26 protein-coding genes are annotated in these 24,133 nt (G+C 68.8%); 16 read left to right on the top strand and 10 right to left on the bottom strand.

Annotation, left to right across the window (positions count from 1 at the left end; translation table 11 throughout):
- Positions 1–11: 11 nt before the first annotated feature.
- A complete protein-coding gene (arfB, locus tag ABT313_RS07570; protein ID WP_350849735.1) occupies positions 12–437 on the bottom strand; it encodes an alternative ribosome rescue aminoacyl-tRNA hydrolase ArfB in 426 nt (141 codons plus the stop codon).
- Between the two features lie 80 nt (positions 438–517).
- On the opposite strand from arfB, the gene ABT313_RS07565 reads away from it, so the two are divergent.
- The 6 genes from ABT313_RS07565 to ABT313_RS07540 all read left to right on the top strand — a co-directional run bounded on the left by ABT313_RS07565 (position 518) and on the right by ABT313_RS07540 (position 5,338).
- Positions 518–949, top strand: coding sequence for a TlpA family protein disulfide reductase (locus tag ABT313_RS07565; protein ID WP_502883940.1), 432 nt, complete (start codon positions 518–520; stop codon positions 947–949).
- 61 nt (positions 950–1,010) lie between these two features.
- Complete coding sequence (locus ABT313_RS07560) at positions 1,011–1,928, top strand: RDD family protein (RefSeq protein ID WP_350849732.1); 918 nt, start codon at positions 1,011–1,013, stop codon at positions 1,926–1,928.
- A 273-nt stretch (positions 1,929–2,201) separates the two neighbouring features.
- Positions 2,202–2,648 (top strand): DUF4395 domain-containing protein, encoded by a 447-nt coding sequence (locus tag ABT313_RS07555; protein ID WP_350849730.1) that lies wholly within the window; start codon positions 2,202–2,204, stop codon positions 2,646–2,648.
- A 12-nt stretch (positions 2,649–2,660) separates the two neighbouring features.
- Positions 2,661–3,509: a sulfurtransferase gene (locus ABT313_RS07550; RefSeq protein ID WP_350849728.1), complete on the top strand. Its 849-nt coding sequence runs from the start codon at positions 2,661–2,663 to the stop codon at positions 3,507–3,509.
- A gap of 3 nt (positions 3,510–3,512) precedes the next feature.
- A complete protein-coding gene (locus tag ABT313_RS07545) occupies positions 3,513–3,809 on the top strand; it encodes a DUF1416 domain-containing protein (RefSeq protein WP_134105618.1) in 297 nt (98 codons plus the stop codon).
- Between the two features lie 302 nt (positions 3,810–4,111).
- A complete protein-coding gene (locus tag ABT313_RS07540) occupies positions 4,112–5,338 on the top strand; it encodes a choice-of-anchor P family protein (RefSeq protein ID WP_350849726.1) in 1,227 nt (408 codons plus the stop codon).
- Between the two features lie 85 nt (positions 5,339–5,423).
- On the opposite strand, the gene dtd is transcribed toward ABT313_RS07540, so the two are convergent.
- Positions 5,424–5,849: a D-aminoacyl-tRNA deacylase gene (gene dtd, locus ABT313_RS07535; protein WP_350849724.1), complete on the bottom strand. Its 426-nt coding sequence runs from the start codon at positions 5,847–5,849 to the stop codon at positions 5,424–5,426.
- A gap of 92 nt (positions 5,850–5,941) precedes the next feature.
- Here dtd and ABT313_RS07530 point away from each other — a divergent pair, with 92 nt between their 5' ends.
- Positions 5,942–6,766 carry a beta-keto acid cleavage family enzyme gene (locus ABT313_RS07530; RefSeq protein ID WP_350849722.1) on the top strand — a complete coding sequence of 275 codons (825 nt, stop codon included), beginning with the start codon at positions 5,942–5,944 and terminating at the stop codon, positions 6,764–6,766.
- Here ABT313_RS07530 and ABT313_RS07525 read toward each other — a convergent pair.
- Positions 6,657–7,154 carry a hypothetical protein gene (locus tag ABT313_RS07525; RefSeq protein WP_350849720.1) on the bottom strand — a complete coding sequence of 166 codons (498 nt, stop codon included), beginning with the start codon at positions 7,152–7,154 and terminating at the stop codon, positions 6,657–6,659. The two genes, ABT313_RS07530 and ABT313_RS07525, sit on opposite strands and share 110 nt — an antisense overlap.
- A complete protein-coding gene (locus ABT313_RS07520) occupies positions 7,151–8,305 on the bottom strand; it encodes a molybdopterin-dependent oxidoreductase (protein ID WP_350849718.1) in 1,155 nt (384 codons plus the stop codon). The genes ABT313_RS07525 and ABT313_RS07520 overlap by 4 nt, the downstream gene beginning before the upstream one ends.
- Before the next feature lie 234 nt (positions 8,306–8,539).
- Here ABT313_RS07520 and ABT313_RS07515 point away from each other — a divergent pair, with 234 nt between their 5' ends.
- From ABT313_RS07515 to ABT313_RS07505, 3 genes are all read left to right on the top strand, one after another.
- Positions 8,540–9,097 carry a hypothetical protein gene (locus ABT313_RS07515; protein WP_350849716.1) on the top strand — a complete coding sequence of 186 codons (558 nt, stop codon included), beginning with the start codon at positions 8,540–8,542 and terminating at the stop codon, positions 9,095–9,097.
- The gene (locus ABT313_RS07510) at positions 9,097–10,812 is read left to right on the top strand and encodes a hypothetical protein (RefSeq protein WP_350849714.1); all 1,716 of its coding nucleotides are present in this window, start codon (positions 9,097–9,099) and stop codon (positions 10,810–10,812) included. Before ABT313_RS07515 ends, ABT313_RS07510 begins: the two co-directional genes overlap by 1 nt.
- Before the next feature lie 641 nt (positions 10,813–11,453).
- A complete protein-coding gene (locus ABT313_RS07505; protein WP_350849712.1) occupies positions 11,454–11,948 on the top strand; it encodes a heme-binding beta-barrel domain-containing protein in 495 nt (164 codons plus the stop codon).
- An 81-nt stretch (positions 11,949–12,029) separates the two neighbouring features.
- Here ABT313_RS07505 and ABT313_RS07500 read toward each other — a convergent pair whose 3' ends face one another.
- The 4 genes from ABT313_RS07500 to ABT313_RS07485 form a co-directional block, all read right to left on the bottom strand.
- Positions 12,030–13,118: a CU044_5270 family protein gene (locus ABT313_RS07500; protein ID WP_350849710.1), complete on the bottom strand. Its 1,089-nt coding sequence runs from the start codon at positions 13,116–13,118 to the stop codon at positions 12,030–12,032.
- Complete coding sequence (locus ABT313_RS07495) at positions 13,115–13,618, bottom strand: RNA polymerase sigma factor (protein WP_350849708.1); 504 nt, start codon at positions 13,616–13,618, stop codon at positions 13,115–13,117. The genes ABT313_RS07500 and ABT313_RS07495 overlap by 4 nt, the downstream gene beginning before the upstream one ends.
- Before the next feature lie 195 nt (positions 13,619–13,813).
- Positions 13,814–14,494 (bottom strand): response regulator, encoded by a 681-nt coding sequence (locus tag ABT313_RS07490; protein WP_130446299.1) that lies wholly within the window; start codon positions 14,492–14,494, stop codon positions 13,814–13,816.
- On the bottom strand, positions 14,487–15,743 hold the full coding sequence (locus ABT313_RS07485) for a sensor histidine kinase (RefSeq protein WP_350849706.1): 1,257 nt from the start codon (positions 15,741–15,743) through the stop codon (positions 14,487–14,489). The genes ABT313_RS07490 and ABT313_RS07485 overlap by 8 nt, the downstream gene beginning before the upstream one ends.
- A gap of 152 nt (positions 15,744–15,895) precedes the next feature.
- On the opposite strand from ABT313_RS07485, the gene ABT313_RS07480 reads away from it, so the two are divergent.
- On the top strand, positions 15,896–17,278 hold the full coding sequence (locus ABT313_RS07480; RefSeq protein WP_350849705.1) for a cation:dicarboxylate symporter family transporter: 1,383 nt from the start codon (positions 15,896–15,898) through the stop codon (positions 17,276–17,278).
- Positions 17,279–17,391: 113 nt separating this feature from the next.
- Here ABT313_RS07480 and ABT313_RS07475 read toward each other — a convergent pair whose 3' ends face one another.
- On the bottom strand, positions 17,392–18,204 hold the full coding sequence (locus tag ABT313_RS07475; RefSeq protein WP_350849703.1) for an LLM class flavin-dependent oxidoreductase: 813 nt from the start codon (positions 18,202–18,204) through the stop codon (positions 17,392–17,394).
- Positions 18,205–18,313: 109 nt separating this feature from the next.
- Between ABT313_RS07475 and ygfZ the strand changes: the two genes are divergently transcribed.
- The 4 genes from ygfZ to ABT313_RS07455 all read left to right on the top strand — a co-directional run bounded on the left by ygfZ (position 18,314) and on the right by ABT313_RS07455 (position 21,360).
- Entirely contained in the window at positions 18,314–19,306 is a 993-nt protein-coding gene (gene ygfZ, locus ABT313_RS07470; RefSeq protein ID WP_350849701.1) for a CAF17-like 4Fe-4S cluster assembly/insertion protein YgfZ, read from the top strand.
- A gap of 46 nt (positions 19,307–19,352) precedes the next feature.
- On the top strand, positions 19,353–20,309 hold the full coding sequence (locus ABT313_RS07465) for an asparaginase (protein WP_350849699.1): 957 nt from the start codon (positions 19,353–19,355) through the stop codon (positions 20,307–20,309).
- 83 nt (positions 20,310–20,392) lie between these two features.
- The gene (locus ABT313_RS07460) at positions 20,393–20,497 is read left to right on the top strand and encodes an NAD(P)-binding protein (RefSeq protein ID WP_350849697.1); all 105 of its coding nucleotides are present in this window, start codon (positions 20,393–20,395) and stop codon (positions 20,495–20,497) included.
- The gene (locus ABT313_RS07455; protein WP_350849695.1) at positions 20,494–21,360 is read left to right on the top strand and encodes an FAD-dependent monooxygenase; all 867 of its coding nucleotides are present in this window, start codon (positions 20,494–20,496) and stop codon (positions 21,358–21,360) included. Before ABT313_RS07460 ends, ABT313_RS07455 begins: the two co-directional genes overlap by 4 nt.
- On the opposite strand, the gene ABT313_RS07450 is transcribed toward ABT313_RS07455, so the two are convergent.
- A complete protein-coding gene (locus tag ABT313_RS07450; RefSeq protein ID WP_350849693.1) occupies positions 21,346–21,981 on the bottom strand; it encodes a TetR/AcrR family transcriptional regulator in 636 nt (211 codons plus the stop codon). The genes ABT313_RS07455 and ABT313_RS07450 overlap by 15 nt on opposite strands.
- A gap of 268 nt (positions 21,982–22,249) precedes the next feature.
- Here ABT313_RS07450 and typA point away from each other — a divergent pair, with 268 nt between their 5' ends.
- Complete coding sequence (gene typA, locus ABT313_RS07445) at positions 22,250–24,115, top strand: translational GTPase TypA (RefSeq protein ID WP_350849691.1); 1,866 nt, start codon at positions 22,250–22,252, stop codon at positions 24,113–24,115.
- Positions 24,116–24,133 lie beyond the last annotated feature (18 nt).

Here is a 24,133-nt window from a genome sequence, read left to right as displayed (position 1 = left end):
AGAGGGCCGCGTCAGTCGTCCGGGCGACCGCGCAGGCGCTTGGTCTGGCCGCGGCGCTTCTTGTCGTCCAGACGCCGCCGTACGGACGCCTTCGAAGGTTTCGTCGGCCGCCGCTTCCGGGGCGGCGGGGCGATCGCGTCACGCATCAGCGCGACCAGGCGCTCGCGGGCAGCCTCCCGGTTACGCCACTGCGACTTGTACTCCGAGGCCGCGATCGTCACGACCCCGTCCACCAGCCGCGACTCCAGCCGCTCGAGCGCGCGCGCCTTCAGTACGTCGCTCAACGCCGACGTCCCCGCCACGTCGAAGCTCAACTCCACCCGACTGTCGGTCGTGTTCACCGACTGCCCACCCGGCCCACCCGACCGCGAGAACCGCCACGCCAACTCCCCCTCCGGAATCACCACCCCGGCCCGCACCACCAACCCACTCTCCACATGCCCATTAAGACAGACGGGTTCTCAGTGGGTGAAACGGGTGGTTGAGAGGTGGATGAGGGGTCGTACCGTGGATGATTGTGAGTCTTGGAGTGTGGGTGCTGGTCGGGGCTGTGGCCGCCGGCGTGGTGCTGAGTGTGCTCAAGGCTTGGGTTGACGGACGGTTTCGTGGGAAGAGCGAGGACGACGTGGAGCGGGTGACGGCCGCGGAGGTCGGTGGGGAGCTCGGGGAGCGGGCGACGCTGCTGCAGTTCTCGTCGGCGTTCTGTGCGCCGTGCCGGGCGACCCGGCGGACGCTGGCCGAGGTCGAGAGCATGGTCGACGGAGTACGCCACGTCGAGCTGGACGCGGAGTCCCACCTCGAGCTGGTACGCCGGCTCGACATCTTGCGTACGCCGACCACGCTGGTGCTGGACAGCACCGGAGCCGTGGTGAAGCGTGCCAGCGGAGCACCGCGCAAGCCCGACGTGATCGCCGCGCTGGCGACCGCGATCGACCGCCAGGCGAGCTGACCACCGTCCGGTAGGTGCAACCGAATGGCGCATGCACCTGCAGGTAAGTAAGACTCTCCGCGTGAGCTCTCCAGCCGGTTGGTACGACGACCCCGCGGACCCGACCCAGCAGCGGTACTGGGACGGCAGCACCTGGACCGACCAGCGCCGCGCGCAACAGGGCCCGGCGCCGTACCAAGGGCAGTTCGGCGCCCCATCGCAGTACGGCCAGGCAGCCCAGCACGGCCAGGTGTACGGCGGTGGCGCTGCGCCCACGGAGCCGACCCGTCCGGCGCAACCGCAGTACGGCCAGTACGCCCCGCCGCACCAGCAGCCTCAGCAGCAGCCGCAGTACGGGCAGTACGCCGGACCGCAGCAGCCGCCGTACGGCCAGCAGTACCAGCAACCGCAGTACGGGCACCCGCAGCAGCAGGGTTACGGCTACCCGGGCAAGCCTCCGCACACCACCCCGGACGGCCAACTGCTCTCGGGCTGGTGGCGGCGGGTGTTCGCGCGGATCATCGACTCGATCATCGTCGGCATCGTCGGGCTGCCGCTCACCGGCTACTTCTACTACAAGTACTCGCAGGTCCTCTGGGACTACTTCAAGTCCACGATGGACGCGGCCGAGGCCGGCACCCCGACGACCTCGACCACGCTGCCGCCCGAGGTCTACAAGTGGATGATCCCGGCGATCCTGATCGGTCTCGTGGTGTCGTTCATCTACGAGTACCTGTTCCTGACCAAGAAGGGCGCCACCCCGGGCAAGATGCTGCTCGGGATCGCGGTCCGGCTGCGGGAGGTCCCCGGCAACCCGCCCGGCTCGGCGGTCGCCAAGCGGTACGGCTTCGAGATGGCGCTCAGCGTGCTCGGCGCGATCCCGCTGGTCGGCACGCTGGCCGGCTTCATCGCGCTGATCAACTACCTGTGGCCGCTGTGGGACGACAAGAACCAGGCGCTGCACGACAAGGTAGCGGCTACCAACGTTGTCCGCGTCTGATATCACCATGTGATCAGTTGTCTCAAGTAATGGGACCACGGTCGGCACACCCGGCCAGGTTCCGTACGCTCGATCCGTGGTTTACACGACATGGCTGACGAAGCGCAGGGCAGTGGACAACTGCCGGGTGCGCTCATCGCTGTGTCGACGCCGCTGACCAGGCGGCGTCCCGAGCGCTGCGGAACCGGTCGCTGAGCACGGTTCCGCGTACGTCGTCTCCCCGCACACCCGGGCGGGTCCGGCTCGACAGCCCTCCTCCTCGCAGGAGTTGTCATGTCCGAATTATCGGCGGCACAGAAGGTTGATCCGCGCGGGCTGCGGTTCGCGGCCGGGGTGACCACGGTCGTCCTGGCGTTGACGCTCGTACTGAACAACCCGTGGCCGCTGGCCGTGCAGGCCGTGGTGTTCGCGATCTCGGTCGCGTTCGGCGTGCAGGCCTCGCCGTACGGGCAGCTGTTCAAGCGGCTGGTCCGGCCCCGGATCGGCCCGCCGCAGGAACTGGAGGACGCGGCCCCGCCGCGGTTCGCCCAGCTGGTCGGCCTGGTCTTCGCGGTCGCCGGTCTGATCGGGTACCTGACCGGTGTCACCGTGCTGGGCGTGGTCGCCACCGGATTCGCCCTGGTCGCCGCGTTCGTGAACGCGGCCGTCGGGCTCTGCCTCGGCTGCGAGGCCTATCTGCTGATCCACCGCATTCGTACGCCAACCACCGCTACCAACTGAGAGGCAGCACACATGAGCAGGGAATCCGCGCTCGTCTCGGCCGACTGGGTCGAGGAGCACAAGAATGACGACGGCGTTGTCCTGATCGAGGTCGACGAAGACGTCTCGGCGTACGACGCCGGCCACATCGCCGGCGCGATCAAGCTGGACTGGAAGGACGACCTGCAGGACGCGGTCCGTCGCGACTTCGTCAACCAGGAGCAGTTCAGCGCGCTGCTGTCCGAGCGTGGCGTGAAGAACGACGACACGGTCGTGCTGTACGGCGGCAACAACAACTGGTTCGCGGCCTACGCGTACTGGTACTTCAAGCTCTACGGCCACGGTGACGTCCGCCTGCTCGACGGCGGCCGCAAGCGCTGGGAGCTCGACAGCCGCGAGCTGACCGACGAGGTCGTCAAGCGCGACGCGACCGAGTACGCCGCCAAGGCCCCGAACCTGGACATCCGCGCGTTCCGCGACGAGGTCAACGAGGCCATCGGCGTGAAGAACCTGGTGGACGTGCGGAGCCCCGACGAGTACGCCGGCCGGCTGCTCGCCCCGGCCCACCTCCCGCAGGAGCAGGCGCAGCGCGCGGGTCACATCCCGACCGCGGCGAACATCCCGTGGAGCAAGGCGGCCAACGACGACGGCACCTTCCGTGCCGACGACGAGCTGAAGACGCTGTACGCCGACGCCGGCGTGGACTTCGGCAAGGACACGATCGCGTACTGCCGCATCGGCGAGCGCTCGGCGCACACCTGGTTCGTGCTGCACGAGATCCTCGGCCAGGAGAACGTGAAGAACTACGACGGTTCCTGGACCGAGTGGGGCTCGCTGGTCGGCGTACCCGTTGCCCTCGGCGACGAACCCGGAAAGGCCTGACACATGTGCGGAGCAACGAAGGGCGGCCTCGACCTCAAGGGTGTCGACGTCGACAAGGAAGCAGTGATCCAGGGCCAGGTGCTGCGCGGCGAGGAGCCGGTCGGCGGCGCGTACGTGCGGCTGCTGGACTCCACCGGTGAGTTCACCGCCGAGGTGCCGACGTCGGCCACCGGGCACTTCCGGTTCTTCGCGGCGCCCGGCAGCTGGACGCTGCGGACGCTGGCCCCGAAGGCCGACCCGGTCGACCGCCAGGTGGTCGCGCAGTACGGCGAGGTCGCGGAAGTGGCCGTCACCGTCTGAGCAGTCGGTCGTTACACAAGGTGCCACCACCACCCATCGGTGGCCCACCCTGAAGTAAGCACGAAGGGCCCGGACCTTGCGCGTCCGGGCCCTTCGGCATGCCCGGGATCGCTTACCCGGCAGGGATTTGAGGTCATCGCATCCGGGTTACGGGTCGGCGGGGGAAATCTCGTGGGCCGAGCAGCAATGTAACGGTTAGGTCTCAGAGCGCGGTCGGCTCGTCACCTACCGCAATCGGCTGAGTTGTGTCTGTGTCCTGACCCGCGCTTCGGGTCACGTCATCACTCAGGGAGGAGGGGTCAATGCGACCCCGCATCGGATACAAGAAGCTCGCTGCCGTCGGAGTTGCGGCGGTCGTCGGCGTGGCTTCTACGATCGCGCTGACCTCGGGTTCGGCGTCCGCCTCGCCGGTTTTCGGATACAGCGGTTACTCGTACGGCACCGACGTCGAATCCGGCCTGGCGAACAGCGGTCCGCAGGTCATCAGCAAGTTTGGTTGCACCACTGACGCCACCAAGCACGACAAGAACGACCTGTCCACGGCGAACGTGAACAACCAGGCGATCGCACGCTCGGTGAAGACCGACACGCACGCGTTCAACAACAAGAGCGGAACGGGCGTCACCAGCACCGCAACGGCGGCCGACATCCGCGTCGGCAACCTGGTCACGCTGACCGGCGTGAAGACCACGACGACGGCCAAGTACTCCAAGGGCCAGCTGTCGTACACCGGCGACACGACGTTCGCGGGCGTGCGGATCGGCGCGATCTCGGTGCCGTCGCTGCTCAAGCCGAAGTGGAACACCAAGATCGCGGTTCCGGGTCTCGGTTACATCGTGCTGAACCGGGTCGGCGGCGTGAAGACCGCTTCCGGTATCTACTCGTACGCGCAGGCCGTTGTGCTGCACGCGACGGTGAAGAACCAGTACATCCCGCAGGGCGTCGACGTCGCGGTGCTGAAGACCCGCGCGGAGATCTCGAAGCCGGCGACCGCACTGGTCATCGGTGACGCCTACGGCACCAAGGCCACGGCCGACAAGCTGGTCGTCTCCGACGCGACGTCCCTTCAGACCACCTGCCAGGGCACTGAGGGCAAGACGGTCCGGGTCGCGGTCGGCGAGCTGAACATCCCGAAGGTCGCCTACGTCGGCGGTGTCTACACCACCAAGAACGGCGCCATCGGTGCGGACAAGTCCTACATCAACTTCACCTCGCACGTCGCGGGCGTGAAGGTGGGCAGCCTGTCCATCGGCGCGATCGAGTCCTCCGCCTCGGCGTGGAAGACCAAGGACAACAAGGCCGGCGTGAGCTCGTCCTCGACCATCGCCTCGATCCGGGTCGGCGGCAAGTCCTACGCGGTTCCGACCGGCGAGAACAAGACGCTGGAGATCCCGGGCATCGCCCGGCTGACCTTCAACCAGGTCATGCGGCAGAAGCGCTACATCTCGGTGAACGCGCTGGTTGTCGAGGTTCAGGGCCTGAACACCAAGGTCGTCGTCGGCCACTCGGCCGCGGGCGTCGTCAGCTGACCTCGGCAGACGCCATCTGAGTCGAACCTCACCGACCCAGAACACCCCGGCCCCCGGATCCCGCACGGATCCGGGGGCCGGTTCTTTATGCGTCCAGGATGAGCGTCACCGGGCCGTCGTTGGTGAGGGCGACGTCCATGTGGGCGCCGAAGCGGCCGCGTTCCACCTTTGCGCCGAGGGATTCGAGGGCGTCGCAGAAGGAGTTGTAGAGGGGTTCGGAGACGGGGCCCGGCGCGGCGTTGTTCCACGACGGGCGGCGGCCCTTGCGGGTGTCGGCGTACAGGGTGAACTGGCTGATCGCGAGGATCGGGGCGTGCTCGTCGGCGGCGGAGCGCTCGCCGTGGAGGATGCGCAGGGTCCAGATCTTCGCGGCCAGCGTGGCCGCCTTCTCGGCGGTGTCGTCGTGGGTGACACCCAGCAGGACGAGCAGTCCGGGCCCGTCGATGGCCCCGACCACCTCGCCGTCGATGGTGACCGATGCCCGGCTGACTCTTTGTACTACGGCTCTCATGAGGCCATCCTCTCCTGCCGGAGATCGTCCGGTGATCGGACCTCAGGACCGGCAAATATCCGCTTTCGCGACCGATCTGGCAGGATTCGTCCATGGCGTCGACTCTGATCACTGTTGCTCCCACCGGTGCCGAGACCGCGAAGGCGGACTGCCCGGCGTTGCCGACCACGCTCGACGAGCTGGTCGAGACCGCGAAGCGGTGCGAGGCCGCGGGAGCGGCGATGATTCACATCCACATCCGCGACGGGGAGCACAAGCCGACCCTCGACCTCGGCCGGCTGACCGAGACCGTCGCCGCGGTCCGGGAGAACACGGCGCTGATCGTGCAGCTGTCCACCGGCGGTGCGGTCACCGATCCGTACGATCACCGGCTGCGCGTGCTCGACGCCGTACCGGACTCCTGCTCGTTGACCATGGGCACGGTCAACTTCGGCGACGACGTGTTCATGAACCCGTGGCCGTTCGTCACCGAGCTCTACCAGCTCACCCAGGAGCGCGAGGTCGTGCCCGAGTTCGAGCTGTTCGACCTCGGCCATGTCGCCGCGTTGCACCGGCTCCTCGGCAAGTACGGCCTGCCGTACGGCGGGCGCGTGCACTGCGACCTGGTCATGGGCGTCCCCGGCGGCATGCCCGGTACGGCGGATGCGCTCGTTGCCGCGGTCAACGCGTTACCGGACGCCGTGACGTCCTGGTCCGCCACGGGCATCGGTCGTACGGCGATCACCGTCGCGCTGGCCGCGCTGTCGAAGGGCGGCAACCTCCGCGTCGGCATGGAGGACACGCTGACGCTCGCGAAGGGGCAGCCGGTCACTCACAACGCGGAGCTCGTCGAACGCGCCGCAGCCCTCGCCACGCTCGCCCAACGGCCGCCGATGTCACCGGACGAAGCGCGCTCCCTGCTGAACGTGAAGCGATGAAGTAGCTGACGATCCCGGCCGCGACAATCGTTGCCTCCAGCAATAACCAGTCGCGGAGGTAGTCGCGCGGCAGGATCGTCGGGTTCACACCTTTGCCCTGACGCAGCAGCAACGGGACTGCGATCAGGCTGGTGATGCCGACGTACAACAGCGTCGTCCGGACGGCGCCGATGGTCCGATGCCCGTCCGGTCTGCTCGCCCACCGCGTCACCAGCCAGCCGGCGGTGACGGTCAACGGCACCAGGAAGAAATCGTCTGCCACGACCGCTCCGGCCAGCCACAGCGGTAACCGGATCAGGCCGTGCAGGTCGACCGTAGTGGCCAGCTTCCAAACACCCCATAGGCCTAGCAGTACGCCGGCGCCTGCCAATCCGATCCGGGTCTTCATGCGATGACCTCCAGCCGATGAACCCACTTGGTTTGGAGTACGCCGGGCCGGTTGGGGGCGATGATCCGGGCCGGGAAGCCGTGGTCCAGCGCCAGCTCCTCCCCGTTCAGCCGCAGTGCGAGCAGCGTCAGCGGGTCGGACGCAAACTGCTCGGGGAGCTCACTCGTCGCGTAGAACCCGCCTTTCTCCATCGACACCACCCGCACTCGCGAGTCCGCCGGCGCGCCACACAGCTCGAGCAGATCCTTGATCCGCACGCCTTCCCAGCGTCCGCCCTGGCTCCAGCCCTCCACGCAGGCGATCGGCAGCGCCGAGCGGCTCTGCGGAAGCTGCTGGAGTTGCTCGAGGCTGAGCGAGAGCTCGCGTGCTCCTCCTCGGACCGTGAAGCGCCAGCTGTCGTCGATCCCGGTGACTCCGGCCGCTTCCGCCGTACGGTTGATCGGAAGTCCTTGTGGGCCGATGTTCGGCTTGCGTGGCGCGAGTATGGCGACCGGTCCGAGCGCGGGCACCGATTGGCCGACCGAGGTGATGCCTACCAACGTGGCGGCGCCGGCGACGGTACGGAACAGGCCGCGGCGGGTGAGGCCCGAGACTGCCGGGGGCAAGGAGGTCGGCACGATCTCGGCGATGCGCCGCCAGTTCGCCCGGATCAGCGGGAGCTTGACGGCGATGTGCACGAGGAGTGCGCCGACGATGATCCAGGCGAGTGCATAATGCGTCTGGCGGAACGGGAACGGCCACGGGTACCACTGCAGTGTGTTGAGGAAGCCGGTGAACAGCTCGAGGGCCATCGCCGACACCAGCACCAGGATCGATCCACGCTCGAGCATCGTCTCGAGTGCCTTGCGGCTCGGCGGCCACGGAAGCTTCGCGAACAGCTTCGGATAGACGGTCCACAACTTTGCCAGCAGCAACGGAACGGCGACGGTCCCGCTCAGTACGTGCAGGCCCTGCGTCACGCGGTACAGCGTGGCGGGGCGGCTGGGGATCGCGAGCCAGCTCGGCGTGTCCTGCTGGAAGTGGCTGTAGAGCCCGGTCAGGAAGCAGATCACGACCGCGGTGCCGAGCCAGCGGCCGATGACCGTCGCCACCCTCGGGTGGTGCAGGGACGACGGGAACGACTTCTCGGTCGGCGGCGCCGGGAGCTTCATGTTCCTACTACAACCCCGCCGGGGACGTCTGTACGGCGTACACCGGTTACTGCTCGCGAACGTCGTATTACTGGTCGCGAACGAGATCCGCCGGGAACAGTTATCCACAGGTCTGCGTCTGTACGGCGGATGGTGATACCGATCGGGGCATACTCTGAGCGAACTGATCGGTGGCTGGAGTGATTTCCGCGGGCTGATCCCTCTTGGCGGACGGGGCGAAAGGAGTGCGGCGGAGTGAAGACGCAGGAGCGGTCGTCCGAGGAAGACGAGCGTGCGATGGCGGACCTGGCCGAGGTCGCGGACTGGCGATCGGTCTGGGGCCCGCCGGACACCGGCATGGACGCGATCCGTGCGCTGGTGAACCGCGTTACCGCCGCCACCGGCTGGCGTCCGTGGGCGCCGGGCAACATCGACCCCGATCGGTACACCTGGGGTCTGGTGACTCAGCGCGAGACCGTGATGCTCGTGCTGCCGGACGCCGTGCTGCCGGAGAGCCCGCGAAGCGGCTGGTCGGCGTACGACATCGCTTCCGGTGAGCTGCCGCTGGCCGAGGACGGTCTGGACGACCATTGGCCGGGTCAGCTCGAGCTCGCCCGCCGGTACTGGGGGCCGCCGGTCTTCGTCGGGCCGGGGAGCGATCTCCGCGTTCCGCCGGAGTGGCGCAACCGCCGCCGGCACCTGGCCGTCTGGCTGCGTCCGGGAGCCGAGATCCACCTGTACGCGTCCCAGCCGAGCCCGGACGACACGGCTGCCGGATTCGGGTACTCCGTCTATGCCAGCGAGGTGGCCTGATGGCTGAGGAAGAAAGCGCCGAACACTACCTCCAGATCCTCGTCGCCAAGGGCCGTGAAATCTGGGACCAGTGGAAGCGGATGACCGGCGCCATCAGGGACAACTGGGGCCGTCGGCAGGGCACACGCGCCGTGGTCGAGGAGGGTCTCAGGCGACGGAGCTGGGACCAGGACCAGTACAACGCGACGCAGCAGCAGGACCCGCGCGAGCGCACCCAGGACTACGAGCGCACGGCCGCCGAGGTCCGCGCGGCCGAGGAGATGGCGGCGGAGAACCGCGGCCTCGAGCAGCAACGGCAGGCGCTCCAGGCCGAGGTGGACGACGCCCAGCAACGGCTCGATCAGCAGGACGCCCAGCTGAACAACGACCGCGACCGGGACGGCATCCCCGACGACTACGAGAACCGGACCGACCGCGACCGGGACCACCGCGACGACGCGACCGAGCGCCGTGACGAGATCGACGAGCAGAACGACGCCGCCAACGACCGCGACGGTGACGGCGTCGACGACGCGGTCGAGGATCGCGAGGCACAGCAGGCCCGCGACGACGAGGCGAGGCGGAAGCAGCAGGAGGAGGACCGCCGCCGCGATCAGCAGCGCGAGGAGGGCGTCGATGCCGCGGATGCCGTGCCGGCCGCCGTCGGCGCAGCCGAGGCCGCCAACGCCCTCGACGACGAACTGAACGACGAGCGCGCCGATGGTCTGCAGGAGCAGCCCGCAGCCGAGGCCGAGAACCTGCAGCAGGCCGAGACCGACGCCGCCGAACAGGACCAGGCCAACCCCGGCACGGCCGAGCAGGCCGATCTACAGCAGCAGGACCTCGGGACCGACGGCCAGCAGCAGAACGGCCAACTCCTCGACGAGAACGGCGCACTCCGCGACTCAACAATCGGCGCCGACCCCCAGCAGCAAGCCCCGGACCTGAACCAGCCCGGCGAATTCGTCGACCAGGACGGCGCCGTACGGAACCAAACGCTTGGTGCCGAGGCCGAGCAGCAGGGCACGGATCTGGACCAGGGCGGCGAGTTCGTCGACCAGGACGGAGCTGTGCGGAGTCAGACGATCGGTGCCGAGGCCGAGCAGCAGGGCACGGATCTGGACCAGGGTGGCGAGTTCGTCGACCAGGACGGCGCCGTACGGAACCAGACGATTGGTGCCGAGGGGCAGCAGGAGGATCTGACGCAGAGCCAGCAGACTGCTGGTCCGGATCAGCAGTTGTCGGAACCTGAGGTTGCTGCGCCGGAGCCGCAGGAGGCGCCCGAGCAAGGACAGCAGCAGGTGCAGGCGGCCGAGCAGGGGATGGGTGAGCAGAACGCCACCCAGGCGGGGCCGCGGGTGAACGCGCAGCAGGTCGGGAACGCCGCGCAGTCGGGCGTCGACCAGAGCGCGTCGCTCGGTTCCGACGAGCAAGGCCAGAGCCAGGGCGGTCAGGAAAGCCAAGCCCAAAGCCAATGGCGCCCGCCCGCCGAGGAACCACTGCTCGATCAACAACGTGCATCGAGCGGCCCGAACCAACCCGGCAGCGAGATCCCACCAGGCGAGCGCGACACCCTGACCCGCACCCAGCAGGGCCACGCACCCGCCGCCGGCGCAACCAGCCGCGAAGGTGGCGGCGTAGCCACCAGCGAACGCCCCGGGACCCCGTCCCAGCAACGCGGCCAAGACCGCAACCGCGCCGACCGAGGCCGAGACGACGGCGGCCGAGAACGCTAACTCACCCAACCACCATCGGTCCCCCGCCACGCACTACAGGCGGGGGACCGCCGCCTTTCCCGACCTCCCACCGACGGACCTCTCCCGGGCCCCTCGGCCGCCTCCGCGGATCAGCCTGAGTGCGTCGAGTCGTGGGAATTGGCTGCTAGGAATCGCCCATTTTCACGACTCGTGGTTTGGGGTGTCAGCCGAATGCCACGAGTCGGCGGGAGCGGGTGAGCTGGCCGCGTGGGGAGTTCAAAGGATTCGGCGCGGCAGAGTACGGCGAACCAGACGGCCTCGCCGGTCAGCCGCAGACCGTGGTGCCGGCTGCCACAGCTGGAGCGGCGACGGTGAAGGCCTGGTTGGCACGCTCGGCTTCCTAGGCGCCTGCGGTCAGTTGGATCACCAGCGTGCCTGACATCTCGCCACGCCAACCGAGCCTGCAGGAACCCGTTCGCGGGGGAGCGGGGTCCGGGGAGTCTCGTGCGGGAGGTCACGTCGTGGGGGGCGGGGTGGGGGGGAGGGATCCTCTAGAGTGGGGGCGTGCTGCATGTTGTGTTCACCTCGTTGCTGGTGCTGGTCTGTGTGTTCATGGGCTGGTTCTCGGCGTTTGTCGTCTATCGGCTGTATCGCGGCCGCCACGCGGGCTGAGTGATTCGATGGCGTTCGAGATTCCGCAGGACCTGCACCCGGACCTGATGCCGCTGGCGTGGCTGCTCGGTCGGTGGGAGGGGCGTGGGCACGGCGACTACCCGACGATCGAGAAGTTCGAGTTCGGGCAGCAGATCGACTTCAGCCACAACGGCAAGCCGTACCTGCACTACGTCAGCCAGACGTTCGTCGTCGGCGAGGACGGTACGAAGGTGCGACCGCTAGCGGTCGAGACCGGGTTCTGGCGGCCGCAGCCGGACAACAAGGTCGAGGTGATCCTGGCGCACCCGACCGGTTTCGCCGAGATCTGGTACGGCGACATCGACGGCGCCAAGATCGAGCTGCAGACGGATGTCGTCGCACGCACCGTCAGCGCGAAAGAGGTCACCGCCGGCCACCGCCTCTACGGCCTGGTCAACGGCGAACTGCTCTGGGCCTACGACATGGCCGCCGAGGGCCAAGCCCTCCAGCCCCACCTCTGGGCAACGCTCGTCCGCTCGTAGACCCCGTCCAGAGCTACCCGGCCTCGGCCGAGCACGAGCCCGGGCCAGGGCGTCGGCCCGGCCCGGGCTCTCGTCCTGCCCTCAGACCTTGGGGCGGCTCGGAGTGATGCGTGTCGCGAGCGAGGTCCAACTGACGATGTCGCCGCGCTTGTACTGCATCGGGTCACCGTCACCGTTGAGCGGTGCCGTGACCGTAGCGACCTCACGCAGACCGATGAACTGGCCGGTCTTCGAGTCGATGATCAGCTCCTTGCGGATACCCCAGAGCTCCACCAGACCGATCGCCCGGCCGGCCTTCCCGTCCAGATTGACCGTGTCAGGGAGGAGCTGGATGCCATGGATGCCCCGCAGCGCCTTGTACAGCGTGGCCCGCTGCTCTGACGTCGCGAACCCGGACACCAGGATGCTCCCGGCGCGCTCGAACGCCCTGTAGTCGCCCTGTGCCGGAGCATCCCCCAGACCCGGCCAGGCGTGGTCGTTCTTCCGCAGTGCCGCGAGCAGAGCGGCCGGGTCCCGGGGCAGCCCGGCGACGAAGGAGGTCGACGGGCTCAGCCAGCTGCCCTTGCAGTTGTTCGTCGCACCCTTCGGTTGCATCAGGATGCCACCGCCGGTCATGACGGCGCAGGCGTCCGCGGTCTTGATCTTCTGCGGCTTGATGTTCAGCGGATCTGTCCTGTGCCAGAGCTGCTCGGCAGCCTTGCTGGAGAACTTCTGCTCGGCGCCGAGTACCGAGATCGCGGTGAACGGCGGCGTCTGGGTGGAGGGGATCCACCAGTCGCTGACCGAGAGTCGAGTGCCGTGGTAAGCGTTTCGCGGGCCGAAGTTCCATCCCGCCAGGCTCCGCTGGGTGACCTGCCGGTACTGACCGGCCGGGATCGGCGCGTCCGGGGCGCCGGTCGACTGGTCGGCGGCGGTCGCCAGGAACGTGCCGGCGTCGGCCACCGCGCCGGGTGCCACCGTCCCGTCGTTCTTGGTGACGACGTCGTTGACGAGGAAGCCGACGGCGAGCGTTCCGGCGAGGGCGCCGGCGAGTACCATCCGGCGGCGTCCGATGGAGCGGCGTTCGGCGCGCCGCGGGGTCAGCGCCCGCTGACGGGCCTTGGCGAGGGCCAGCGGGGTGGCCGGCGGTACGTCGTCGTTCAGGCGCTTGAGCGCATCGATCTCGGTCATGAGAGGTCCTCCTGGAAGTCGGGGCCGAGCGCGGCGCGCAGGACTCGACGGGCACGGTGCAGGCGGGACGCAACCGTCCCGGCGGGGATTTTCAGGGCAGCGGCGATCTCGGGATAGCTGAGGTCTTCCCACGCGTAGAGCAGTAGGACGTCCCGGTCGGTCTGCCGGAGGCCGGCCAGTACGCCGGCCAGAGCGCGGGAGGTCGTCTCCGCGTCGACCCGATCGGCGACCTCGGCGGAGAGCGTGTCAGCTTCGGCTGACGCAGTGCCCGCATCCGAGCGCGAGTACGCGCGGTACTGACGGATCTCGTCACGTCGTCGGCGGCGGATCAGATTGGTCGCGATGCCGTACAACCACGGCAGCACACCGGACGACTCATCGAATCGGTCTCGGCGCTCGAAGGCGATCAAGAAGGTCTGGCCGACGAGGTCATCCGCCTCGCCGGTACCGAGCCGGCGAGCGATGTACCGATGGATCGCGGGCGCGTGCCGGTCGAACACCAGCGCGAAGTCGCCCGGCGTCCGAAGGCTCGTGGAAGCTGGTATCGGGGCTGGTATCGGGGCTGGTATCGGCGGCGGGCCATGGATCTCAGGTATGCGTTCGCGACCGAGCGACGCTGTCCGCGGTTGGTTCATATCTGCTGTTGCCCGATCCCCTCGCCGCGCTTCGCAGACGCTGAAATTGCGGACGATGCCCTAGCTCTCCGCCACCCAGGAGTACTCGACCTTCGGGCGGCCGCTGCGGCCGTCGTAGCGTTGGGTTCGCAGGGCTTGGCCTTGGTCGGCCAGGTGCTCCAGGTAGCGGCGGGCCGTGATGCGCGAGGTGCCGAGGGAGGTGGCGACCTCCTCGGCGGTCCAGCCTTCGCGGTCGGCGAGGAGTTGGACGACGCGGTCCAGGACCGAGCCGGCCAGGCCCTTCGGCACCGACGAGACCGTTGCTGGATGCAACAAACGGTCGACCTCGTCCTGATCCGCGACGACCTGGCCGGCCTCGGCGGCGCGGCGTTGCCGGGCGTACGCCGACAGCCGGTCCCGCAACGTCTCGAAGGCGAACGGCTTCAGCACGTACTGGACGACGCCGATCCGCGCTGCGGCCTGGACCGCGGCGACCTCACGGGCCGAGGTGACCGCGACGACGTCGGTTTGGTTGCCAAGAGCACGCATTCGCCGGACGACGTCCAGCCCGTGCCCGTCGGGCAGATGCATGTCGAGCAGTACGACGTCCACGTCGCCCCGGGCGAGCACCTGCAGCGCGCGTCCCGCCGTACCGGCGATGCCCACGCAGGCGAAGCCCGGCAGGCGATCGACGTACGTGCGATGGGCTTCCGCGGCGACGGGATCGTCCTCGACGACGAGGACGCGGAGGGGGTCAGGCACTCGCGCCCACCGCCCGCGGCAACCGCACCCGTACGGTCAGCGCCGGTACTTCGTCCAGCTCGGAATCCGGATCAACCATCAGCGAACCCTGCCACCGCTCGACCGTGCTCCGCACCAGCACGAGCCCCAACCCGTGCCCGGGCTCGGCCTTGGTCGACCACCCGCGCTCGAACATGTGCGCCAGCTCCACCGATCCCAGCTCGGCCCCGGTATTCGTCACGATCAGGTCGATCGCGTCGGTCAACGCCGCCGCCCGGAACTCCACCTTCCGCGGTGCCGGCCCGCCGCGCGCGGCCTCGATCGCGTTGTCCAGCAGGTTTCCGACCACGGTGACCACGTCCTGGGCCGGCAGCCGCGTGTTCAGCTGGTCCGGCCCGAGGTCGAGTGAAAGAACCACGCCGCGTTCCTGCGCCTGCGCCAACTTTGCCAACAGCAACGACGCCAGCACCGGATCGCCGACCGTACCGACGACCCGGTCCGTCATCGCCTGCGCGAACTGCAGCTCCGACACCGCGAACTCCCGCGCCCGCTCCGGCCGCCCGATCTCGATCAGGCTGACCACCGTGTGCAGCCGGTTCGACGCCTCGTGGTTCTGCGCCTGCAGGGATTCGGCCAGACTCCGTACGGCGTCCAGCTCGCCGAGCAACCGCTGCAGCTCGGTGTGGTCCCGCAGGGTGACGATCCGCCCGCGGCCCGACGGCTGCTGGTTGACAACGACCACGCCTTGCGCGCCGAGATGCAGCTCGTCGTACGCCGTACGCCCGGTCCCAAGCAACTCGGCCAGCGGAGCGCCGAGATGGAGCTCTTCCAACGGCGTACCCGCGGCGACTTCCCGCAATCCGAGCAGACGAAGGGCTTCGTCGTTCGCGAGCTGCACCCGCCCGTCGAGGTCGAGCAGGATCAGGCCTTCGCGCGCCGCGTGCAGCACGCCTTCGTAGAAGTCGAGCATCCGCGCCAGCGATTGCGTACCCATGCCGCGCGTCGCGCGACGTACCCGCCAGGTGACCAGGGCATTCCCGGCGATCGCGACCCCGAGCATCAGGCTAGCGATCCCGAGCATCGAGCGCAGGTCGAGCCGGGCCAGCTCCCACCAGCTCGGCGCGGTCAGGCCGGTGGCCGCCGCGTCCCGCACAGCCTGGGCCCGGGACCGGCTGACCATCACGATCCAGACCATCGCGATCAGGACGGTCACCGTGACCGTCTGCAGCCAGAGAACCTGGCGGCGCAGCTCCCACGGTCGGTGTCGCATGCGGACAGTTTGCCCCGAATCCGCACTGCGAACGATATGAACGAAATGAGCACTTCTCCTGTGCGTCACGTCACAGTTACTCACCAAGTACTCACCAAGCCTCTAACCGCCCCAACCACCCCTCCGCCAGGCCGATACAGGGAGTCCCACCAATGTCGAGCCCGACCGAACCCCGCCCGACTCCGGTTCGTAACGACCGGACCCATTTCCTCTACATCGCCGTCATCGTCGCCGTCCTGCTCGGCATCGGTGTCGGGTTCCTGTTCCCGGACTTCGCGGTCGAGCTGAAACCGCTCGGCACCGGGTTCGTGAACCTGATCAAGATGCTGATCAGCCCGATCATCTTCTGCACGCTGGTGCTCGGCATCGGCTCGGTCCGGCAGGCCGCGAGCGTCGGCAAGGTCGGCGGTCTCGCGCTCGTCTACTTCCTGGTGATGTCGACGGTCGCCCTCGCCATCGGTCTCGTGGTCGGCAACCTCGTGCAGCCGGGCGCCGGGCTCGACCTGACCGACAAGCTGCGCAAGACCGGCCAGGCCCAGGCGGCCGGAGCGCACGAGGGTACGACGGACTTCATCCTCGGCATCATCCCGAAGACGCTGCTGTCCTCGCTGACCGAGGGCGAGGTGCTGCAGACCGTACTGGTCGCGCTGCTCGTCGGATTCGCACTGCAGGCGATGGGTTCGAAGGGCCAGCCGGTCCTCACCGCCATCGGTCACATCCAGCGGCTGGTCTTCAAGATCCTGTCGATGATCATGTGGACGGCGCCGATCGGTGCGTTCGGCGCGATCGCGGCGGTCGTCGGTGCGACGGGCTGGGATGCGCTGGTCAGCCTCGGCAAGATCATGCTGGCCTTCTACATCACCTGCTTGCTGTTCGTGATCGTTGTCCTAGGCACCATTCTCCGAGTGGTCACCGGACTGTCGATCTTCCAGCTGTTGCGGTACCTCGGTCGTGAGTTCCTGCTGATCGTGTCCAGTTCGTCGTCGGAGACCGCCCTGCCCCGACTGATCGGAAAGATGGAACACCTCGGCGTCGACAAGTCGGTGGTCGGTATCACCGTGCCGACCGGGTACTCGTTCAACCTGGACGGTACGGCGATCTACCTGACGATGGCGTCCTTGTTCATCGCCGAGGCGATGGACCAGCCGTTCTCGATCGGTCAGCAGATCTCCCTGCTGCTGTTCATGATCGTGGCCTCGAAGGGCGCCGCCGGCGTCACCGGTGCCGGGCTCGCCACGCTCGCCGGCGGTCTGCAGTCGCACCGGCCGGAGCTGGTCGACGGTGTCGGTCTGATCGTCGGGATCGACCGGTTCATGTCCGAGGCGCGCGCGCTGACGAACTTCGCCGGCAACGCGGTCGCGACGGTCCTGGTCGGGCACTGGGTCGGCGAGTTCGACAAGGAGCAGGCACGGCAGGTGTTCGCAGGCGAGGACCCGTTCGACGAGGTCGCCTTCGCCGCCGGCGACACCCACGCCGGCGACGTCCCCGCAAGCGTCCCCGCCGCCCCCGCCGCAGCCCACCAAACCGACCACTAGGCGGCCCGACCACCTGCGGGCCGCCCACCTAGACCAACTTGCACCCCTCCACGCGCTGCCCGCCGGGCCACAGACCGGCGGGCAGCGCTCTGCAAACGGGCCACCGAGGACTGCTACTTCCCCGCGAGGAGATCAATCACCGGGGCGAAGTCCTCCAGGTAGCCGGCGTTCACGCTGATGTAGCTCGCGCCGATCTCCTCGCGTCGACGCTCGAGCTCATCGGCCATCTCCCGCGGAGTGCCACGGAGCAGCATCAGCGAGTCCATCGCCTCGAGTTCCTCAGGGTCGACGCCGGAAGCGCGCTTCGTCCACGGCGGCAGCGGCCGCGTCCCGGCGGCCAGCAGGTTCATCGAGAGCTCGATGTCGTCCGCGCGTGCCCCGGCCAGCTCACGCAGTTCACGAGCGACAGCCGCAACCTCCGAGCGGGGAGTAGTCGCGTCCTTGGCCAGCGAGACGATGTCCGCCCGCTCGGCCGCGAGCGCGAGCGCCTTCGGACCGCCGGCCGCCAGCAAGACCGGAGTACGGCGCTCGCCGTCGAGTCCACGCAGCAGGTCGAGGGTCTCGACAACCTGCTCCCGCCGCTCGCGGGCCGTTCCCCAGTGCAGCCCGACCTCGGCCGTCTGCTGCTCGGCGACAGGCCTGCCGGTCCCGATGCCGAACTCGAACCGCCCGTCGGTGAGCACGGTCAGGGTGTGCGCTTCCCAGGCGGTCTGCCGCGGTGTCCGGAGCGGAGCCGCCGCGACGTACGTACCCACCCGGATGTCAGCGACCGCAGCGGCGGCCGCGAGCGACGGGAACGGCGACGGCAACTGGAGCCCGTCGGGCATCAGCACGGTCGAGTACCCGAGGTCCGCCGCCTGGCGAACGGTCTTGATCCACTCTTCACCGGTCGTCGGACTGCCGACCACACCGAACCGGAATCTCATCGCCCTGTCCCTCCGTCGTTTGATGCCTCCAGCCTCCCTGCGCCAGGGGTCTGTCCACATCCCACGACGGGAGGCGTTCGCCGTACGCCGCGCGACGTACTCTGGTGACATGTCACGCAAGCGCAGCCCCCTGCTGGACCGGCCCGGCGCGGTCGAGGCCGACGGACTCGACGCCGGTGTCGCCGCGCACTACGGCTCCGACCTCCGCGAACAGCGGGCCCTGGTCGCCGGTGAGGCGTTCGTCGACCTGTCGCACCGCGACGTGGTCACGATCACCGGCCCGGACCGCCTGATCTGGCTGCACGCGCTGACCACGCAGTACTTCGAAGGCCTCAAGCCTGGTACGTCGACCACGGCGCTGCTGCTCTCGCCGACCGGTCACGTGGAGCACGTGATGTACGGCGTGGACGACGGCCAGACGTTCTGGCTGCACACCGAGCCCGGCGCGGCTGAGGCGCTCGTCGACTGGCTGCAGAAGATGGTGTTCATGTCTCGCGTGGAGATCGCGGACGTGACTGACGACTACGCGATCATCTGGCGCCCAGGTGCTGCGGAGGGTGAGCACCTGACCCGCAGTGGCGAGGACTCGCTCGGTGGGCACGAGGTGTTCCTGCCCCGCGCGGAGCTGGCGGGCCTCGAGGGTCAAGCGGCCGGTGTCTGGGCGTACGAGGCGCTCCGGATCGAGGCGGGTGCGCCACGGTTCGGGCTGGACACCGACGAGCGCGCGATTCCGAACGAGCTTGGTTGGCTCGGGGTCGGCGTACACCTGAACAAGGGCTGCTACCGCGGGCAGGAGACGGTCGCGCGCGTACACAACCTCGGCCGGCCGCCGCGGCGGTTGGTGCGGTTGCATCTGGACGGCTCGGTGGATCGCTTGCCGCAGCACGGCGACGCCGTACTGGCAGGGGAGAAGCAGGTCGGGGTGATCGGGTCGGCGGCTCGCCATCACGAGCTCGGGCCGATTGCACTGGCTGTCGTGAAACGCAACGTCGACCCCGAGCTCGTGCTCGATGTGGTGGCGGCGGACCAGCCGACGGTGAAGGCGAGCCAGGAGGTTCTCGTCGACCCCGAGGTCGGGCTGCACGTGCGCTCCCGGCTGTGAGGGGAATCATTCGCAACACGGCGTTTTGCACCTGTACAGTTCAGCCGTGACCGAACCTGTGATCCTGGCCGACGTCGTCCGCAGCGACTTCGTCGAAGGCCACCACCGCGGCTCTGTCGTGGTGACGCGTCCCGACGGCAGTGTGGACTGGGCCGTCGGCATCGTGGACGAGCCGATGTTCCCGCGCTCGTCCAACAAGCCCATGCAGGCGCTCGGCATGCTCCGCAACGGGCTGCCGCTCACCGACGAGCTCCTGGCGCTGGCCGGCGCGTCGCATTCCGGTGAGCAGTTCCACCTGGACGGCGTACGACGGATCCTCGCGACGGCCGGTCTGGACGAGGGCGCGCTGCTGACACCGGTCGCGTACCCGCTGGACGACGAGACCCGGGACACGTGGGTCAAGGCCGGTCACGGCAAGGAGCGGGTGGTGATGAACTGCTCGGGCAAGCACGCTGCGATGCTGCTCACCAGCAAGCTCAACGAATGGGACCTCACGACGTACCGGTCGCCGGATCACCCGCTGCAGAAGGAGATCCGGACGGCGATCGAGGACACCGCCGGCGAGAAAGCGTCGTACGTCGCGGTCGACGGCTGCGGCGCCCCGATCTTCGCGCTCACGCTGTCCGGCCTGGCCCGCTCGTTCGGCCTGTTCGCCGGTGCGGCCCCGGAGACCCACGAGGGCCGGATCGCCGACGCGTTCCGCGCGCACCCGGAGTACGCCAGCGGGAGTACCCGCGACGAGGCCGAGCTGATGCGAGCCACCGAGGGCCTGTTCTGCAAGGCCGGCGCCGAGGGCGTGTACGCCGTCGGTCTCGCCGACGGCACCGGGATCGCGCTGAAGCTCGAGGACGGTACGCCGCGCGCCCGCAAGGTCGTGATGGCCGCAACCCTCCAGCGCCTCGGCATCACCAACGAGACCATCGAGAACCACCTCCACTTCGACCTCACCGGCGGCGACAACATCGTCGGCGCAGTCCGCCCACACACCCCGACGTTCGCCTGACCAACGCGTCCTCCGACGGAGGGCCGCAGAGATACCTCGTACGTCGTACGCACGTGGACGCCTGCGTTCCTAAGGTGGATGGCATGGACGAGGCGATCGTGGTCGGGGCCGGGATCGGTGGGCTGGCGGCTGCTGCCGCGCTGGGGCAGGCCGGGTGGCGCGTACGGGTGCTGGCGGCGGCCGGATGACCGGGATCCACCGCCGCCGGCTGCACCAGGCGCTGGCGGACACGCAAGACGCGGACATGGTGCTCGGCGCGCGAGTGACCGCCGTCGAGCCCGGTACGCCGGGACGCGAGCGCGCCCGGGTCACGTGGGAGTCGGCCGACGGCGTACACAACGCGCAGGCGGACCTGGTCGTCGCCGCGGACGAGATCCGCAGCATCACCCGCAGCGCGCTCTTCCCGAACGCCTTGCGCTACAGCGGTTTCAGCTGCTGGCGGGCCGCGATCACGGACACGACCGTCGACGACCGGTTCGCGATGACGTGGGGTCCGAACGCGGAGTTCGGCGCGCTGCGGATCAGCGCCGACGAGGTCTACTGGTACGGGTACGTCGCGATGCCGAGCGGTCGTGTGATCACCGACGAGGTCCGCGCGGTCCGCGAGTACTTCGCTGCCTGGGCTCCCGACGTACAGGCGTTGACCGAGACGACGGACGAGGTCATCCGGCATGACGTGTGGGTGCTCGACCGGCCGCTGCCGCGGTACACGGTGGGACGGGTGGTGCTGATCGGTGACGCAGCGCATCCGATGCTGCCGACGCTCGGGCAGGGCGCGAACTCGGCGCTGGAGGACGCGGTTACGGTCGGGCTGGTCCTCTCGGCCGGCGGCGACCTTGCGGCAGGGCTGCAGCGGTACGAGGAGGAGCGCTATCGGCGTACGCGACGGCTGGTGAGCCGGTCGGCGCAGATGGGCCGGATGGGTGCGGAGGTCGGGCCGCGCGGTCAGGTACTGCGGAACGCGCTGCTGCGGATCACGCCCCCGCGGGCGGCGCTGCGGAACGGCACGCGGATCTTCGAGTGGATGCCGCCGCGGTCATTTGGCGCGTAGGCGGTCGACCGGGGGCGACGGGATCGGGAGCGACGCCGACGGCACGGGCAGGTCGTACCCGGCGTACAGGCGGCGGCGGATCGCCTCTAGCGGGAAGGTCTCGCGGTAGATCGCGAGCTTGACCGTCACGCCCTCCAGCGTTGCCCTGAGCAACATTTCCTCGATGGCGGGGTCGGCGGCGCCGCGGGCCGCGAAGACGTCGCGGATCGCGTCCTCGACCAGCGACAGCCGATCGGACTTGGCCTGCTCGACCCGGGCGAACACGTCGTGGGTGGTCGGCAGCATCATCAGGCTGATCGCGAGCCGCTGGATGTGCAGCGTGGTCGCGGCCGCCATCAGGGCGCCGTCGATGATGCCGGCCAACCGTTCATCCGGTGTTCCCTGGATGGTCAGGATGCCGGCGATACCGTCCAGCCAGCGGTCCAGGAGCTCGGCGGCGAGCTGTTCCTTGGTGGCGAAGTAGTACGAGACCAGGCCGCGGGAGACGCCCGCCGCGGTGGTGATGTCGGAGATCGAAGCGGCCTCGTACCCGTTCGCGGCGAAGACCTCCAGCGCGGCCGCCAGGATGCGCTCGCGGGAGCGTTCGCGCATCTCCTGGTTGACGGTGGCCGATCGCGGCACGGATTCCTCTCCTGGTCGAAGCCCTGAAGCGCCGGGCAACCCCCCATTCGCGTGCCCGGCGCCCCGGGGCTGACCCCCCGTGATTGCGGCCCCTCCCCAGGCGCCGTCTATAGACTGGACGTCCAGTCAACAAATGTCAAAGGTCTGCCCGGTTCGTGGGACACGCGCAGTAACCGGTAGGATGGAGGGGCTGCGCCCTGTGTCGAGTGGCACGTGAAACCAGCCGTAGCCACCGCCAGAACCCCCTGACTGCTTGGAGCGCTTCCTCATGTCTGTCCGTAACGACCTGCGCAATGTCGCGATCGTGGCCCACGTCGACCACGGGAAGACCACCCTCGTCGACGCGATGCTGTGGCAGTCCGGCGCGTTCGGTGCCCACCAGCACGTCGACGAGCGGGCGATGGACTCCGGCGACCTGGAGCGTGAGAAGGGCATCACGATCCTCGCCAAGAACACCGCCGTCCGGCACAAGATGGCCAACGGCGAGCAGATGACGATCAACATCATCGACACCCCCGGTCACGCCGACTTCGGCGGCGAGGTCGAGCGCGGACTGTCGATGGTGGACGCGATCGTGCTGCTGGTGGACGCCTCCGAGGGCCCGCTGCCGCAGACCCGGTTCGTGCTGCGCAAGGCGCTGGCGCGGAAGATGCCGGTGATCCTGGTGGTGAACAAGGTCGACCGTCCGGACGCCCGGATCTCCGAGGTCGTCGACGAGACCTACGAGCTGTTCCTGGACCTGCTCGACCACGACGCCGACCAGAGCGCGCTGGACTTCCCGGTCGTCTACGCGTCCGCGCGGGCCGGCCGGGCGTCGCTGACCCAGCCCGCCGACGGCGGGATGCCGGATTCGGAGGACCTCGAGCCGCTGTTCGAGACGATCCTGAACAACGTCCCGGCCCCGGAGTACACCGAGGACGCGCCGCTGCAGGCCCACGTCACCAACCTCGACGCCTCGCCGTTCCTCGGCCGGCTCGCGCTGGTCCGGGTGCACGAGGGCACGCTGAAGAAGGGCGCCCAGGTCGCCTGGTGCAAGCACGACGGGTCGATCGAGCGGGTCAAGATCACCGAACTGCTGGTCACCGAGGCCCTCGAGCGGGTGCCGGGCGAGTCGGCCGGCCCCGGCGACATCGTCGCGATCGCCGGTATCCCGGAGATCATGATCGGCGACACCCTCGCCGACCCGGAGAGCCCGAAGCCGCTGCCGCTGATCACCGTGGACGAGCCGGCCATCTCGATGACGATCGGCACCAACACGTCCCCGCTGGCCGGTCGCCAGAAGGGCACCAAGGTCACCGCCCGCCTGGTCAAGGACCGGCTCGACAAGGAGCTCGTCGGCAACGTGTCGATCAAGGTGCTCCCGACCGAGCGGCCGGACGCCTGGGAGGTGCAGGGTCGTGGTGAGCTGGCGCTGGCCATCCTGGTCGAGCAGATGCGCCGTGAGGGCTACGAGCTGACCGTCGGCAAGCCCCAGGTGGTCACCCGCGAGATCGACGGCAAGCGGCACGAGCCGGTCGAGCGGCTGACGATCGACTGCCCGGAGGAGTACCTCGGCACGGTCACCCAGCTGCTCGCGGTCCGCAAGGGCCGGATGGAGCAGATGACCAACCACGGCACCGGCTGGGTCCGGATGGAGTTCCTGGTGCCGGCGCGCGGGCTGATCGGCTTCCGGACCGAGTTCCTCACCGACACCCGCGGTACGGGCATCGCGCACCACGTGTTCGAAGGGTACGAGCCGTGGTTCGGCGAGCTGCGGACGCGCCCGAGCGGCTCGCTGGTCGCGGACCGGGCCGGCGCGGCGACGTCGTACGCGATGATCAACCTGCAGGAGCGCGGCACGATGTTCGTCGAGCCGACCACCGAGGTGTACGAGGGGATGATCGTCGGCGAGAACTCGCGCTCCGACGACATGGACGTGAACATCACCAAGGAAAAGAAGATGACCAACGTCCGGTCGTCCACCGCCGACGAGTTCGAGAAGCTGGTCCCGGCGCGCAAGCTGTCGCTCGAGCAGTCGCTGGAGTTCTGCCGCGAGGACGAGTGCGTCGAGGTCACGCCGGACGCGATCCGGATGCGCAAGGTCGCCCTCACCCAGATCGAGCGCTCCAAGCTGGGCCGCAAGAACAAGAACTGAACTGCTAGCTGGAAGTGA

Origin of the sequence: Kribbella sp. NPDC000426 (assembly GCF_040300265.1) — a bacterium.
Classification (GTDB): Bacteria; Actinomycetota; Actinomycetes; order Propionibacteriales; family Kribbellaceae; genus Kribbella.
Note: the sequence above shows the minus strand (reverse complement) of the source record. Positions and strands in the feature narration are given on the sequence as shown.

Bases quoted from the DNA above. Each gene is read 5' to 3' on its own strand.
- ABT313_RS07555 (WP_350849730.1), top strand. From the start codon at position 2,202: ATGTCCGAATTATCGGCGGCACAGAAGGTTGATCCGCGCGGGCTGCGG.
- ABT313_RS07550 (WP_350849728.1), top strand. From the start codon at position 2,661: ATGAGCAGGGAATCCGCGCTCGTCTCGGCCGACTGGGTCGAGGAGCAC.
- ABT313_RS07545 (WP_134105618.1), top strand. From the start codon at position 3,513: ATGTGCGGAGCAACGAAGGGCGGCCTCGACCTCAAGGGTGTCGACGTC.
- ABT313_RS07540 (WP_350849726.1), top strand. From the start codon at position 4,112: ATGCGACCCCGCATCGGATACAAGAAGCTCGCTGCCGTCGGAGTTGCG.
- dtd (WP_350849724.1), bottom strand. From the start codon at position 5,849: ATGAGAGCCGTAGTACAAAGAGTCAGCCGGGCATCGGTCACCATCGAC.
- ABT313_RS07530 (WP_350849722.1), top strand. From the start codon at position 5,942: ATGGCGTCGACTCTGATCACTGTTGCTCCCACCGGTGCCGAGACCGCG.
- ABT313_RS07525 (WP_350849720.1), bottom strand. From the start codon at position 7,154: ATGAAGACCCGGATCGGATTGGCAGGCGCCGGCGTACTGCTAGGCCTA.
- ABT313_RS07520 (WP_350849718.1), bottom strand. From the start codon at position 8,305: ATGAAGCTCCCGGCGCCGCCGACCGAGAAGTCGTTCCCGTCGTCCCTG.
- ABT313_RS07510 (WP_350849714.1), top strand. From the start codon at position 9,097: ATGGCTGAGGAAGAAAGCGCCGAACACTACCTCCAGATCCTCGTCGCC.
- ABT313_RS07505 (WP_350849712.1), top strand. From the start codon at position 11,454: ATGGCGTTCGAGATTCCGCAGGACCTGCACCCGGACCTGATGCCGCTG.
- ABT313_RS07500 (WP_350849710.1), bottom strand. From the start codon at position 13,118: ATGACCGAGATCGATGCGCTCAAGCGCCTGAACGACGACGTACCGCCG.
- ABT313_RS07485 (WP_350849706.1), bottom strand. From the start codon at position 15,743: ATGCGACACCGACCGTGGGAGCTGCGCCGCCAGGTTCTCTGGCTGCAG.
- ABT313_RS07480 (WP_350849705.1), top strand. From the start codon at position 15,896: ATGTCGAGCCCGACCGAACCCCGCCCGACTCCGGTTCGTAACGACCGG.
- ABT313_RS07475 (WP_350849703.1), bottom strand. From the start codon at position 18,204: ATGAGATTCCGGTTCGGTGTGGTCGGCAGTCCGACGACCGGTGAAGAG.
- ygfZ (WP_350849701.1), top strand. From the start codon at position 18,314: ATGTCACGCAAGCGCAGCCCCCTGCTGGACCGGCCCGGCGCGGTCGAG.
- ABT313_RS07460 (WP_350849697.1), top strand. From the start codon at position 20,393: ATGGACGAGGCGATCGTGGTCGGGGCCGGGATCGGTGGGCTGGCGGCT.
- ABT313_RS07455 (WP_350849695.1), top strand. From the start codon at position 20,494: ATGACCGGGATCCACCGCCGCCGGCTGCACCAGGCGCTGGCGGACACG.
- typA (WP_350849691.1), top strand. From the start codon at position 22,250: ATGTCTGTCCGTAACGACCTGCGCAATGTCGCGATCGTGGCCCACGTC.